This is a genomic window from Geothrix sp. (assembly GCF_049292215.1).
Taxonomy (GTDB): Bacteria; Acidobacteriota; Holophagae; order Holophagales; family Holophagaceae; genus Geothrix.
The window spans coordinates 50,304-62,584 of the sequence record NZ_JBATQW010000051.1 but is presented as its reverse complement, the minus strand read 5'-3'; the positions used below and the strand labels follow the sequence as shown (position 1 = coordinate 62,584).

14 protein-coding genes are annotated in these 12,281 nt (G+C 66.8%); 8 read left to right on the top strand and 6 right to left on the bottom strand.

The window, feature by feature from the left end; genetic code table 11:
- Nucleotides 1–15 precede the first annotated feature (15 nt).
- Both WAS25_RS08730 and WAS25_RS08725 read left to right on the top strand, forming a co-directional pair.
- Nucleotides 16–312, top strand: coding sequence for an Ada metal-binding domain-containing protein (locus WAS25_RS08730; protein ID WP_422311138.1), 297 nt, complete (start codon nucleotides 16–18; stop codon nucleotides 310–312).
- A 30-nt stretch (nucleotides 313–342) separates the two neighbouring features.
- A complete protein-coding gene (locus tag WAS25_RS08725; protein ID WP_422311137.1) occupies nucleotides 343–711 on the top strand; it encodes a hypothetical protein in 369 nt (122 codons plus the stop codon).
- 62 nt (nucleotides 712–773) lie between these two features.
- Here the strand turns inward: WAS25_RS08725 and WAS25_RS08720 are convergent, their stop codons facing one another.
- The 4 genes from WAS25_RS08720 to WAS25_RS08705 form a co-directional block, all read right to left on the bottom strand.
- The gene (locus tag WAS25_RS08720) at nucleotides 774–1,631 is read right to left on the bottom strand and encodes a helix-turn-helix domain-containing protein (RefSeq protein ID WP_422311136.1); all 858 of its coding nucleotides are present in this window, start codon (nucleotides 1,629–1,631) and stop codon (nucleotides 774–776) included.
- A gap of 105 nt (nucleotides 1,632–1,736) precedes the next feature.
- The gene (purQ, locus tag WAS25_RS08715) at nucleotides 1,737–2,435 is read right to left on the bottom strand and encodes a phosphoribosylformylglycinamidine synthase subunit PurQ (RefSeq protein ID WP_422311135.1); all 699 of its coding nucleotides are present in this window, start codon (nucleotides 2,433–2,435) and stop codon (nucleotides 1,737–1,739) included.
- Nucleotides 2,435–2,671, bottom strand: coding sequence for a phosphoribosylformylglycinamidine synthase subunit PurS (gene purS / locus WAS25_RS08710; RefSeq protein ID WP_422311134.1), 237 nt, complete (start codon nucleotides 2,669–2,671; stop codon nucleotides 2,435–2,437). Before purS ends, purQ begins: the two co-directional genes overlap by 1 nt.
- 40 nt (nucleotides 2,672–2,711) lie before the next feature.
- Complete coding sequence (locus WAS25_RS08705) at nucleotides 2,712–3,068, bottom strand: MGMT family protein (protein WP_422311133.1); 357 nt, start codon at nucleotides 3,066–3,068, stop codon at nucleotides 2,712–2,714.
- Between the two features lie 155 nt (nucleotides 3,069–3,223).
- Between WAS25_RS08705 and WAS25_RS08700 the strand changes: the two genes are divergently transcribed.
- Nucleotides 3,224–4,054: a hypothetical protein gene (locus tag WAS25_RS08700; RefSeq protein ID WP_422311132.1), complete on the top strand. Its 831-nt coding sequence runs from the start codon at nucleotides 3,224–3,226 to the stop codon at nucleotides 4,052–4,054.
- A 147-nt stretch (nucleotides 4,055–4,201) separates the two neighbouring features.
- Here WAS25_RS08700 and WAS25_RS08695 read toward each other — a convergent pair whose 3' ends face one another.
- Nucleotides 4,202–4,564, bottom strand: coding sequence for a DUF2203 domain-containing protein (locus WAS25_RS08695; protein WP_422311131.1), 363 nt, complete (start codon nucleotides 4,562–4,564; stop codon nucleotides 4,202–4,204).
- 28 nt (nucleotides 4,565–4,592) lie between these two features.
- Here WAS25_RS08695 and WAS25_RS08690 point away from each other — a divergent pair, with 28 nt between their 5' ends.
- The 4 genes from WAS25_RS08690 (at nucleotide 4,593) to WAS25_RS08675 (ending at nucleotide 8,068) form a co-directional block, all read left to right on the top strand.
- Nucleotides 4,593–5,279, top strand: coding sequence for a hypothetical protein (locus WAS25_RS08690; protein WP_422311130.1), 687 nt, complete (start codon nucleotides 4,593–4,595; stop codon nucleotides 5,277–5,279).
- Nucleotides 5,276–6,403, top strand: coding sequence for a lipid-A-disaccharide synthase (gene lpxB / locus WAS25_RS08685; protein ID WP_422311129.1), 1,128 nt, complete (start codon nucleotides 5,276–5,278; stop codon nucleotides 6,401–6,403). The genes WAS25_RS08690 and lpxB overlap by 4 nt, the downstream gene beginning before the upstream one ends.
- 279 nt (nucleotides 6,404–6,682) lie before the next feature.
- Nucleotides 6,683–7,420, top strand: coding sequence for a hypothetical protein (locus tag WAS25_RS08680; RefSeq protein ID WP_422311128.1), 738 nt, complete (start codon nucleotides 6,683–6,685; stop codon nucleotides 7,418–7,420).
- Between the two features lie 129 nt (nucleotides 7,421–7,549).
- On the top strand, nucleotides 7,550–8,068 hold the full coding sequence (locus WAS25_RS08675) for a hypothetical protein (protein WP_422311127.1): 519 nt from the start codon (nucleotides 7,550–7,552) through the stop codon (nucleotides 8,066–8,068).
- A gap of 6 nt (nucleotides 8,069–8,074) precedes the next feature.
- Here the strand turns inward: WAS25_RS08675 and WAS25_RS08670 are convergent, their stop codons facing one another.
- Nucleotides 8,075–9,247 (bottom strand): hypothetical protein, encoded by a 1,173-nt coding sequence (locus tag WAS25_RS08670; protein ID WP_422311126.1) that lies wholly within the window; start codon nucleotides 9,245–9,247, stop codon nucleotides 8,075–8,077.
- A gap of 207 nt (nucleotides 9,248–9,454) precedes the next feature.
- Here WAS25_RS08670 and WAS25_RS08665 point away from each other — a divergent pair, with 207 nt between their 5' ends.
- Entirely contained in the window at nucleotides 9,455–12,157 is a 2,703-nt protein-coding gene (locus tag WAS25_RS08665) for a protein kinase domain-containing protein (protein ID WP_422311125.1), read from the top strand.
- The last annotated feature ends 124 nt before the right edge of the window (nucleotides 12,158–12,281 follow it).

Genomic DNA, 12,281 nt, shown 5'->3' with positions numbered 1-12,281 from the left:
CCCACAGGAGAATCCATGAACCGAGCCCTGCTTGCCCTTCTCTTCGCGGCCGCCTCCGTGGCGGCCCTGGCCCAGACCAAACCCGCGCCAGCACCCGCTGCCAAGCCCGCCGCCCCGGCCGCCAAGCCCGCCGCCCCCGCTCCCGCGGCGAAGCCCGCGGGCGCCATCCTGGCCAACAAGGACTCCAAGACCTACCACCGCGCCGACTGCAAGGCCGCCGCGAAGATCAAGGAGGCCAACCGCACTTCCTTCGGTTCCGCCGCCGAAGCCGACAAGGCCGGCTACAAGGCCTGCAAGGTCTGCAAGCCTTGAACGCAACCACCGCCATCGAACGGAGCTGACATGAAACTCGTACTTCCGATCCTGCTCGGCGCCTCCCTGGCGCTCTCCGCCCAGATCCCATCCAAAGAGGAACTGAAGGCCAAGGCGGACGCCGCGGTGGATGCGGGCAAGGCCAAGGCGGATGCCAAGGCTGAGGACGCCAAGGCCAAGGCCGACCAGAAGGTCACGGACGCCAAGGCCAAGGCGGATGCCAAGGCCGACGCAAAGGCCGGCGCAATTCCCGGCGCCAGCGACAAGGTGAAGGCCGCCACTTCCAAGGGCGAAGGCGCCGCCAAGTCCCGTACCGACAAGGCCAAGGCCAGAACGAAGAAGGGCACCGACAAGAGTGCCGCCAAGGCCAAGGCGGTTACGGATAAGGCGGCCAAGTAGGTCTTCTCATGCTCAAAAAACGGGCGCCGAGAGGCGCCCTTTTTTGGTGTGGGGACGACGCCCTACTTCTTCGGGAACTGCCGGTCGTAGGCTTCCTGCGCGTATTCGCTGGGGGGCACGCCGAACCGGCGCTTGAAGGCGCGGGTGAAGGCGCTGGCATCGTAGAACCCCAGGATCTTCGCGACGTCGCTGGGGCGCTCGCCGTTGGCCAGCAGGGTGACGGCGCGCTGCAGGCGCCGCTCGATGAGGTACTGGTGGGGGGTGGTGCTGGTGGCCTCGCGGAACAGGCGGATGAAGTGGTCCGGAGTGCACCGGGCCATGGTGGCCAGCTCGGGCACGCTGTTCTTGGCGCCGAGGTGGACTTCCATGTGGTCGAGCACCAGCTGTAGGGTGGATCGGTTCAGGCGGTAGGGGAACCGGCCCCGGTCTTCCTTCTCCGTCAGGCGCGCCAACTCGGCGCCCAGGAGGATGAGGAACAGCTCCCGCGTCATGAGCTGCACGCCGTCGGGGTTGGTCAGCTCCTGGGTGAAGATGCTGAAGAGCTGCTTGAGGCTGAGGCTGCGGAGCACCGCGAAGCTGGACTCCTGCCACTTTCGAGGCGGGTGCTGCAGGGAGGACAGCAGCGGCTCGGGGAAGGGCCCCTCCATGAACAGCGCCGTGAAGCCGAAGGGCGTGTTCGCGTGGTGGCGCTTCAGCGTGTGGCCGAAGCCGGGCAGCAGCAGGGCCAAGTCGCCGGAGCGGATCACGCCTTCTTCCCGGTCCTCCCCGGTGCACACGCGCACGGCGTGGGTGGGCTGCAGCAGCGTCCAGGCATCCCGGGCGGGCAGGATCTTGGAAGGAACTGGGTCGCGCTTGAGCACGGCCAGGCGGAGGGGGCCGCTGGTATAGGTGAGGAGGTTTTTGGTTTCGGGATCGCTCATGGCCCAGGAATAAAAAGAGATGCCTACCGAGGCATTACGGGAGGATGACAGGAAAATCATCCCAAAGATGGGCGATTTTCACAGCGCCGTCATTTGTGATTCCCGTCAGGCCCGGACGAAGGCCGCCGCGAGGCTCCTGAACATGCCCAGCCCCCCCGTGGGCCCGAGCTTGGGATCCACCGCCCGCTCGGGGTGGGGCATCATTCCCAGCACGTTCCCGCCCAGGTTCACGATGCCCGCGATGCCGTTCATGGCGCCGTTGGGCACGTGGGCCTCGCCGATCTCGCCCTTCGAGGAGCAGTAGCGCAGGGCCACGCCGCCACGGGCCTCCAGGTCCGCCAGGTCCGCGGGATCGAGGGTGAAGTTGCCTTCGGCGTGGGCGATGGGCACCTGGAACACCTCGCCGGGCTTCATGGCCCGGGTGAAGGGCAGGTCGGCCCGCTCCACGCGCAGGTGGACGTCGGCATGGATGAAGCGCAGGGACTCGTTGCGCAGCAGGGCGCCGGGCAGCAGCTGGGCTTCGCAGAGGATTTGGAAGCCGTTGCAGACGCCCAGCACCAGTCCGCCGTTATCCGCATGTCGCTTCACATCCGCCATGATGGGCGCCAGGGCGGCGATGGCGCCACAGCGCAGGTAGTCGCCGTAGCTGAAGCCGCCTGGTACGAAGACCAGCTCGGTGTTCTCGGGCAGCCGGGTCTCCTGGTGCCAGACCGGGATCGTCTCCCAGCCCATCACCGTGCCGCAGGCATGCAGGGCGTCGTGGTCGCAGTTGGAACCGGGGAAGACCGGCACGGCCACTCGCATCACAGCACCTCGATGGAGGCCTTCTCCATCACGGGATTGACCAGGAGCTTCTCGCACATGGCCAGGGCCTTGGCCTTCACCTCGGCGGGGTCCGTGCCCGGCACGTCCATCTCGATGAGGCGGCCGATGCGGACGTGGTCCACGGCAAAGCCGAACCCGTGCAGGCCCTGTTCCACCGCCTTGCCCTGGGGATCCAGGATCCCGGGCTTCAACTGCACCGACACACGCACCTTCATGGGGCCTCCACACCTCCAGTTTACCTGATGCGGGGCCCCTTCAGGGCCGCGGAGCCCAGCGATAAGCCTGCAGGTCCAGGTTGCCCAGGTCGTCCACCTCGATGCCCTCGTCACGCAGGCGTCCGATCTGCTCGAAGGCGCCCCACCAGCGGCCCCGGCTGGGCACGTAGCCCCGGTTGTTGACCACCCGGTGCCAGGGGAGCCTCGTGCCTTCCGGCAGCCCCGAGAGCACCATGCCCACCTGCCGGGGACGCCGGGGGAAGCCCGCCAGGGCGGCGATCTGCCCGTACGAGGCCAGCCTTCCCTTCGGGATCTTCTTCACCACCGCCAGGACTAGCGTGCGGAAATCGGGGACCAGTGCCGGGGACTCGAGGGATTTTCGCGAACCTGTGGGCATCCAGGACTCCAGGAACATTTGGCAAACACTTCCCTTCCAACCTCACGAGTCATCCTGCCACTGTTGTGATCCGATAGGGACCCTGGGGGATGCTTCGGAGGCCACCGCAGACTTGATTGTTTGCATCACTTCGAAGTCCTTGCTGTCGAGGTCGCATGTTTCGCTGGTTCACGGATGTGTCAAGCCGACTCTCTGGGCGCATTTCGGCCATGGTGGAGGGCCTTCCCCTCGACTCGGAGGAGAAGACGCGGCTTCGACTCTTCATGGCCTTCCTGCTGCTCGGCGTCCCCACCATGCTGGCCTTCGGGATCTACAACTGCCTCCAGTCCAACTGGGCCCTGGGGGGGGTGGTCTTAGCCATGGCCACGAGCCTGGTGTTGGCCTGGTCGCTGCTAAAACGGCTCCAGAGTGGTGCCTGGCTCTACCGCATCAACATCGTGTTCTTCGCCGGGATGCTGCTCTACATGGCATTCATCGGGGGGGATGACGGGTCCAAGGCCATGTGGCTCTTCACGTTTCCGCTGATCGTCTTCTTTCTCCTGAGCACCATCGAAGGTCTGGTCTGGACCGTGGCCATGTTCCTGGGGGCTTGCTGCATTTTCTGGCTGCCGCTTATGGGGGCTACGAAACACGTCTACTCCGGGCAGTTCACTACCCGGTTCGTGACGGTCTACATCATCCTTGCCGTGGTCGCCTGCTGGTTCGAAGTCCTCCGGCGGCACTACCGGAAGGGCATGGATGCCGAGCATCAGCGTCTGCTGGCGGAGCAAACCGCCCTCCAGGAGGCCTTGTCACAGGTGCGGCAGCTCAGTGGCCTGCTACCCATTTGTGCCTGCTGCAAGAAGGTGCGGGACGATGGGGGCTACTGGACCCAGATCGAGTCGTACATCCGCGACCATTCCCAAGCAGAGTTCAGCCATGGCCTCTGCCCGGATTGCGGCGAGGACCTTTACCCGGGAATGTGGAAATCCACGAAGCTGATCTGACTTGACCCTTGGCGGAACAGGATCGCCGGCAGGCCGGCCCCGATTTTTTAGGCTAGGCGCTCCTGCTTCTTCCTCACCACGCACATCCTGTGCGCGGCCTTGCGGGCTTCGCCTGCGGCAAAGTGGGCCTGCGCTCCTGCTTCGACTTCAGGCCTGCACCCCCGGCCGCTGGTCGGCGGGCATGCGGGAGCGGAAGCCCCCTTCGTAGCTGTGCCAGTGGCCCAGGTCCTCCTCCGGGTAGGCCCAGCACCAGTAGCCGTCGCCCGAGTCGAAGTCCACCAGCCAGAGCCCCTTTACGTCCGCCTCCAGGTCATTCATGCTCTGCTGCCAGCTCTGCACCAGGATCTGCAGCCGCTCCCGCAGGGCCTCGGCCCGGGACTCATCCTTGGCGTCCTCGGCCTGGCTCAGCTCCTCGGCCAGGCTGGCGGCCAAGGTGTAGACAGGTTCCGTCGTGGCCTTCACTTGCGGCATCAGGGCCCGCGCTTCGTCCAGGGTGAAAATGCGGCCCATGGTGCCTCCGTTGCTCCATGATAAACCCATGCGGTTCGTGCCCCTGATTCCGTCGAGTTTTGACCCGGCACCCTGGCTGGGCGTGGGTCCCGTCGCGCTCCAATGGGGCGGGATCCTGGCTGACCACTGGCCCCAGGCTGTGCGGCGAGGGCTGGACATCCATGCCGTCCACCTCCCTGGCAAGTCCCCGGTGGAGGAGGCCCTGGAGGTGCTACGACATGGTCTGGGCCTGGATTTCCTGGTGATTCCCGTGCGACACCCGGAGACGCGCGAGGCCGGCTTCCGGATCCTCGGGCACCTGGAGACCCTGCTGGAGGCCACCTCGGGACGGGGGGTCAAGTTGGCGCTGCGTCTGGAGCCGGGTTCGGAGACCGCCGTGCTCGAGCTCCTGCGCCAAGCCCAGGCCGAGGCCATCGGCTTCTGCTGGCATCCCGGAATCCTGGATGCCGAACCCCTGGCGGACCGGCTCTGGTACGCCGTCTGCGAACCACAAACAGACCTTCGTCGGCTCCAGGCTTTGGGCTATCGGTGGGACATGGCTCTCGCTGCGCCGGACCCTGAGTCCTTCCGGGCCCAGGCCGAGGCGCTGCAAGCGGTCCATCCGCCGGTATTGTTTCCCGCCGAGATGCCCACCAGGATGCTGGGACGCCCCGTGGTGCCTGATGACAGCCTCATCTTTGGCCTTCATCTGAACCGGGAAGGGGAGGGCGCTTGACCCGGACCCTGCTCGTCGTCGCCGGCGAGGACTCCGGCGACCTGCACGGCGCGGAGCTGCTGCGTGAGTTGAAGCTCCGCGAGCCCGGGCTGCGGATCATCGGCGTAGGCGGCCCCCGCATGACGCCCTTCCTGGATCGGAAGCTGGCGGACGTGAGGGACCTGGCCGTGGTCGGTTTCATCGAGGTCATCAAGCACCTGCCCCGCCTGAACCGGCTCTTCAAGCAGATCCTCGCCGCCACGCGGGAAGAGTCCGTTTCGGCCGCCTTGCTCATCGACTACCCAGGCTTCAACCTGCGGCTGGCCAAGGCCCTGCGCCGGCAGCAGCCCGGCGTGACGCTCCACCAGTATGTGTGCCCCCAGGTGTGGGCCTGGAAGAAGGGCCGCATCCCGGACCTGGGAACGACCCTCGATACCCTCTACTGCCTCTTCGACTTCGAGCCGGAGCTGTTCCGCGGCTATCCCGTGGACGCCCGGTTCGTGGGGCATCCCCTGGTGGAAGTCGTGAAGGCCGAATGCGACCGCGCCGCCTTCTTCGCCGAGACCGGGCTGGATCCCGCCAGGCCCATGGTGGCCCTGCTGCCCGGCAGCCGCGCTGGGGAGATCCAGCGCCTGCTGCCCCCCATGGCCGAGCTGGCCCGACGCTGGCAGCTGGAGCGGCCCGAGGTCCAGTGGGTGCTGCCCGTGGCGCCGACGCTGGACCCATCCTTCGTGCGTGGCTACCTCGGCGGTGCCCCCGTGACCCTGGTCGAGGACCGGACCTACGCCGCCCGGGCCTACGCCAATGCGGCCCTGGTGGCCTCGGGGACCGCGACCCTGGAGACGGCCCTGCTCGGCACGCCCTTTGCCATCGTCTACCGACTGAACGCCCTCACCTACCAGATCGCCCGACGCATCGTGAAGGTGCCCCACTTCGGCCTGGCCAACGTGGTGGCCAGGCGGGAGGTGGCAGTTGAACTGCTGCAGGACGAGGTCAACCCGGAGCGGTTGGGGGTTGAACTGTCGCGTTTGCTGGAGCCCGAGACGGCCCGGCGCGTGCGCGCCGAGTTGGGGGAGGTGCGCGGGCACCTGGGCGAACCTGGGGCGGCGGGGCGCGTGGCAGAGGACCTGCTCGGGAAGTTCTGACCCCCGACTGTCTCGGCACGGCAGGATCGAAGGGGGCCACTAGCCCAGGACCGCGAGTTCCCGGGTGTTCTTTGTTGATACAGCATAAGTTTGTGACAATGGTCAGCTTGAAAACAAATTTCGGATGAGGCAGAGTGATCTGCTGCCGCAATACCACCCTCCCCCAGCCCCAAGCCCCATCCTGTCTCGATGGATCACTGGAGTATCCACCGACATTGCTGAACCCACTTCCCCACGCCCGGGATTGATGAACCTGGGTCAATTCCCCGAGGTCACATCATGCTGCAAATCTTGGAACCGCGACGGCTGGCCCAGCTGCTCTTCGCCACCAGCCTAGGGATGTCCCTGCAGGCGGGAAACTGGGAACTGGGGGGAACCTTCGGCGTCTCCCAGGAATCCGAGGGAACCATCAGCGCCATTGGTTCTTACCCGACCATGCCCTACACCATCGTGAACAACAAGTTCACGGGGCTCTGGTGGCAGGGCGGGCTGTCTGCCGGATACGAAGTGCTCCATCGCGGCTCATGGGGACTATGGGTCCAGGGGCATTATGCCGAGGGTTTGTCCCATCCCGCGCTCTACCACTCGGGAGAGAACGTCTCGGTGGGCTCCACCATTTCGGAAACCTTCAACGGGTCTGCAAGCTACAAGTCGACGACCTTCGGCATCGCCATCACCCGGACCTTCCTAGTCGGCGAGTTCGGGTTGGGCATCGGCTCCAGATCCCATGATTTGAGCGTGGAAGGGCCCCGCCAGAACCGGGTCAACGGCACCTTCACCTATGATCACTACACCGCCAGCTATTCGGCCCGTGATGTGCTCGTCTCCCTGAGCTTCACGATGACCCAGGACCAGGGACGGTTCCGCTCCTTCCAGAGGGTTTCCTTTGGAACCGGCTTCGGAGCTTCCCTTCCGACCCTGAACCCCGGGCCTGAAGACTGGAAGATGAGAGAGGCCTACCTTGCCAGGATCCTGCCGAACAAGGGCATGACCCTGGTCCTGGGCGTGCGATTGTAGATCGCCCTCGCCTGGGGTGGGTCCGCCTTCCCTGGCGGGGCTCCAACCCGGACCGGTTTGGCGAGGCCCGGCCGGTCGAGTGGCGAACCTTCACGGCCTTTGGCGGCATCTCAGGATGGGAGGTGTCTCATGAATCCCATGCTTCTGTTCGCCCCAATGCTAGTGCTGCAGTCCCCCCAGCCGCCGCTGCCTGAAGTGGAGGCCAAGGACCTCGCCCCGGCTCCCCGGGGGCCCATGGTTCCTCGGGTTCCGGATGCCGGCGCCGAGCGCAGCGCCTTCGGCCAGGCCCGCCAGGCCGCGCGGCGGGGGCCTTCCCTTCCCGCCCTGCAGCTGCCGGGCGGCAGTGTCCGCGTGAAGGACAAGATCCCGGACATCAGCGGCTGGCGGGCCTATGCCATCGAGGTGCCGGGCGGCGCTTCCGTGAAGGCCCACGTGGTGGAGGGGCGGAAAGGCTGGCTCCGCGTCCTGGGCGTGAACGCCTGGGGCCGGGAGGAGCCGGGGCTGCTGCAGAACCGGATCGCCACCGGGGAACCCCGGGCCACCTACAAGAACCCCGGCCAGGAGGCCCGCACGATTTATTTCATCGTGGACACCTTGGATTCCAACATGACCGGCGAAGCCTTCACCCTGGAAGTCACCCGCAGCTAGCGGACATCACTCGGAGGGAGCGGACAGGCGCTGCGGCAGCGCATCATGGAAGGCCTTCCGCAGGGGCTCCGGGGCCGTCTGCCAGGCCTTCAGGGCCCTGGTCCGGTTCGGGTAGGTGCCGAAGCAGGCCCGCCAGAACCGGAATCCGTCTTTGCGGACGAAGGGCAGGATGAAGACCTCCGCGACCCTCGGCCCCGCGGCCCGGGCCACGATACGCAGGCCGTCCGCGCGGCCCGAGACTACCAGGCCTATGGTCCAGGAGCCTTCAGGCGCCCTGCTTCGGTGGGATTCGCCCCGGGACAGGGCCTCCGCCAGGTCCATGCGGTCCAGGGGCTTGCTGGCCTCCTCGGGGTTCTCCAGATCCTTCTCGGTGAGCACGCGGCGGGGAGCCTCCACGCGGACCTCCACGCTGCGGGAGGAGCCGCCCATGAGGTTGCTCACGCTCAGGGTGTAGACCGTGGTCTTGTCGGGCACCACAGCGATGCTGGACTGGCCGTCCAGCTCCAGGCCGCCGGGTTCCAGGCGGACCTTGGCGTCGCCCTGGCAGATCCAGCGCAGGTCCACTTGCTCGCCAGGCTTCACCACCGTGCGGCTCGCCTCGAAGCTGCAGACCGTGGCCGTGGTCGGAGGCAGGCTGGGGGTCAGCCGGCCCAGCACCGAGACCTCCACGGTGCGGCTCTGGCCGCCGGCAGCGTTGTTGGCGGTGATGGTGTAGCGCGTGCTCTCCAGGGGCGTGACGGTGACCTCGCTCTTTCCATCCAGCTCGAGTCCGCCGGGCTCAAGCCGCACCTTGGCGCTGCCCGCGCACTCCCACTTCAGGACGACGGGTTCGCCGGGCAGCACCGCCTTGGCGCTGGCATCGAAGGCGCAGATGCGGGCCGGGTCGCCCAGGGCCATGCCGGGGGTGACGCGAACCTCGGCCTTCCCCAGTTCTGCACCTCCGGGCCGGGCATCGAACACACGGTAGGTGGTGGTGTAGGCCGGCCGCAGGGTCACCTGGAACTTGCCGGGCAGGACCATTCCCCCGGGTTCCAGGCGAATCTGGGGCACCTGCGGGCAGGCCCAGGTCAGCAGCACCGAGTCGCCGGGCCGGACCTCGCCGGGCTCGAGGGTCAGGGTGCAGGGCGTGGGGGCCTGGGCCAGGCAGAAGACCAGGGACAGGGGAAGGAGGGAGGGCATTTGGGGAGTGTAGCCCGGGTGCCGGGGTCCCGGTGGCCCGCCGGACGGGACCTGCCCGGTTCCATCCGGTCTGACCACCAGTGGGTCACAAATCTCTGGACAGACGGGGTAACATTCTTCCCGACTAGTCTCACATCTGGAAAGGAAGGCACCTAGCCTGTGCGGGTTGCCCCAATGCCGTGACGGTGATCCGCGCCGCCCACGCCCATGGATCCTCAGTCCACCATCCCCCTCCTGCCCGGTGACGTGGTCGGCCGTTACCGGGTGGAGGACTTCGTCGCCGAAGGCGGCATGGGGCAGGTCTTCCGGGCCTGGGACACCACCCTGGAACGCCGGGTCGCCCTGAAGATCGTCCGGGCCGACCACGCAGGGGACAGGGAGACCCTGCTGCGCTTCCAGCGGGAGGCGCAGATCCTGGCCAGGCTCGACCACGCGGGCATCTGCCGCGTCTACGACTGGCTCGACAAGGACGGCACCCTGGTCATGGCCATGGAGTGGGTGGAGGGCGTACCCCTGTCGGCCCTGGTGGACAAGGGGCCGCTGCCCGTGCTGCAGGCCATGCGGCTGCTCTGGGATGTGGCCACGGCCCTGGCGGCGGCCCACGCCAAGGGCGTCATCCACCGGGACCTGAAGCCCTCGAACATCCTCATCCGAGAGAACGGCCGGGCCAAGGTCCTCGATTTCGGGCTGGCGAAGGAATACGGGCCGCTTCCCGATGACGAGGTCACGGGCAGCTGGGCCACGCTCGCGGAAGAGGAAGCCACGGCCTTCATGTCTCCGGACCGGACGAACCCGCTCACCCTGCCGGGCACGGTGCTGGGAACCCGCGGCTACATCGCACCAGAGCTGCTGCGGGGTGCGCCGGCCTCCCCCGCCACGGACCTCTACGCGCTGGGCGTGATCGCACACCTGATGCTGACGGGCGCGCCCTACCAGGGGCAGAAGGAAAAGCCCCTGTCCTGGCCCCATCGGGTCCTTCACCCGCCCACCAGCTCCAGCCCACCCCGTCCCGGCTCCCACACCCTGTGGACCCTGGTGGACCGCCTGCTCTCCCTCAATCCCCAGGGCCGTCCGCAGGCGCAGGAAGTGGTGGAAACGCTGGGCAGGATTCTGGCGCCGTCCTCCAAGGTGTGGTGGGCGGCCCTCGCTGCTGGGCTCAGCCTGTTGGCAGGGGGAATAGGGTTGTGGATGTACAGTCGCGGGGCCATCCCGGAGTTCTCAGCCGGGCGGCCTGCGCGAATCGTCGTCGTCAAGGTGCGCCATGCCTCGACTCGGACAGACCTCACGCCTTCCGTGGAGATCACCACCACGGAACTGATCGAGGATGCCCTGCGCAACTTTCCCCAACTCCGGGTGGTTTCAGATCGGGTGAAAGACCGGGAAGGCCGTGAAGTCAGGCCCCTGCTCGAGGCCCAGGACGAAGCGGCAGAGCGGACCTTCATTCGCCGCGTGGTGACCAGGACCGGGGCCGACCTCGTGCTGGTTGGTGAAATCGCCCAGGATACGGGCACAGGGCGCGGCACCCTGCGCATCCGCCTGCTGGACACTGGTGGCAGAGAGCGCATCCGGAAGGAGGCCTCCTCGGAGCAGGGTGCCTTCGAGCCAAACCTGGCGGCGCTCGCTGTCCTCCAGAGCCTGAACCAATCCCTTTCGCCCATGCGACGACCGCCAAACATCCCAGCCCTTCCATCCAAGGAGGCCCTGGACGCCTACGGACAAGGCAAGGACCGGTACGAGCGATGGGATGACAAGGGTGCCCTCCCCTTCCTCGAAAGAGCCGCCCTCCTGGCACCCCACCACGCACCCGTGGTGCTCTACTACGGGTTGGCGCTTTCCGGGACCTCTGACCCGCGGGCGCTGTCAACGCTGATGTGGGCCGTGTCCACGGCACGGGACTCCGGAGATCGGCATTTCGAGGCCGCGGCCCTGGCGAGTCTGGCCCGGCTCGTCCGAAGGACGGACAAGCTGGAGCCACTGAATGCGGTGAACCTCTTCCAGGAGGCTCTGTCCGTTGCCAAAGCCAGTGGCGATGAGGACCAGCAGGCGGCCATCCTGGAGCGGCTCGGCATCTGCTACATCGACCACAGAGAATGGAAGGCCGCCGAAGCGGTGCTGAATCCGGCCCTGGTCATCGCCACCGCCAAGGGCAACAACATCCTGCGTGCCTCGATCCTGGTGGACCTCGGGAATATGGCCAAGTACCAGGGTGATTTCAAGGTGGCCCGGGCCTTATATCAGGAGGCGGTGGCCGCCACCGTCAAAATGGAAGACCCCATTGCCGAGACCGTCCACCGCAACAACTTGGCGCTGATGGAGCTCGAGGATGGAAGGGCGGAGTGGGCCGAGCGGGAGTTTCTGCATGTTCTGAAGGTCCGGCGGGAGTTTCAGGAGGAAGAGGGCGAGTGCCGCGTCTTGCTGAACCTGGGCATCGTGGACTTCATGCAGGGGGCCCATGAGAAGGCCACAGCCCACTTCCAGAAGGCCCTGGAGATCGCCCGACGGCGGGACTTCGTACAGCAGGAGGGCCGGGCCCTCTTCCGGCTGGGGGATGTCCTGCGGGCCCAGGGGCGACTGTCTGAGGCGGTCCAGCGGCTGACGGAGGCCCAGAGACCCTTGAAGCTGGGCACACCCCTCAACCGTGTGGAGGCGCTCACCGCCCTCACGGAATGCAAGGCACGCCAATCGGACCTCGCCGCCGCGGAGCGCCTCATGAGTGAAGCCCGAGCCCAGGGGCCCAAGGATCTCCCCCAGATCCTGCGGGCCCAGGCCTGGCTCTACCGGCAGTCCGGCAAACCACAGGCGGCCCTGGACTGTCTCGCCCGCGCCCAATCCGATCCCAACCGGGATGATCCCGAACACCATGCTGAGATCCGGGCCCTCATCAAGGCCTGGGTGAGGAACCGTAGCTAGCCCCTTCAGGGCGGCCCATGGTGGGCCGAACACTCTCAACCCCTTTTTTCTGAATGGAGAAGACCATGGCTTTACCCCGGTTGTTCACCCACGTGAACTTGAGCCAGATACAAACCCTTCCTCC

What these genes read in the sequence shown, in the direction of transcription:
- WAS25_RS08665 (WP_422311125.1), top strand. Translation starts at nt 9,455, where the DNA reads ATGGATCCTCAGTCCACCATCCCCCTCCTGCCCGGTGACGTGGTCGGC.
- WAS25_RS08695 (WP_422311131.1), bottom strand. Translation starts at nt 4,564, where the DNA reads ATGGGCCGCATTTTCACCCTGGACGAAGCGCGGGCCCTGATGCCGCAA.
- WAS25_RS08670 (WP_422311126.1), bottom strand. Translation starts at nt 9,247, where the DNA reads ATGCCCTCCCTCCTTCCCCTGTCCCTGGTCTTCTGCCTGGCCCAGGCC.
- purQ (WP_422311135.1), bottom strand. Translation starts at nt 2,435, where the DNA reads ATGCGAGTGGCCGTGCCGGTCTTCCCCGGTTCCAACTGCGACCACGAC.
- WAS25_RS08680 (WP_422311128.1), top strand. Translation starts at nt 6,683, where the DNA reads ATGCTGCAAATCTTGGAACCGCGACGGCTGGCCCAGCTGCTCTTCGCC.
- WAS25_RS08730 (WP_422311138.1), top strand. Translation starts at nt 16, where the DNA reads ATGAACCGAGCCCTGCTTGCCCTTCTCTTCGCGGCCGCCTCCGTGGCG.
- WAS25_RS08725 (WP_422311137.1), top strand. Translation starts at nt 343, where the DNA reads ATGAAACTCGTACTTCCGATCCTGCTCGGCGCCTCCCTGGCGCTCTCC.
- WAS25_RS08705 (WP_422311133.1), bottom strand. Translation starts at nt 3,068, where the DNA reads ATGCCCACAGGTTCGCGAAAATCCCTCGAGTCCCCGGCACTGGTCCCC.
- purS (WP_422311134.1), bottom strand. Translation starts at nt 2,671, where the DNA reads ATGAAGGTGCGTGTGTCGGTGCAGTTGAAGCCCGGGATCCTGGATCCC.
- WAS25_RS08690 (WP_422311130.1), top strand. Translation starts at nt 4,593, where the DNA reads ATGCGGTTCGTGCCCCTGATTCCGTCGAGTTTTGACCCGGCACCCTGG.
- WAS25_RS08720 (WP_422311136.1), bottom strand. Translation starts at nt 1,631, where the DNA reads ATGAGCGATCCCGAAACCAAAAACCTCCTCACCTATACCAGCGGCCCC.
- WAS25_RS08700 (WP_422311132.1), top strand. Translation starts at nt 3,224, where the DNA reads ATGTTTCGCTGGTTCACGGATGTGTCAAGCCGACTCTCTGGGCGCATT.
- WAS25_RS08675 (WP_422311127.1), top strand. Translation starts at nt 7,550, where the DNA reads ATGAATCCCATGCTTCTGTTCGCCCCAATGCTAGTGCTGCAGTCCCCC.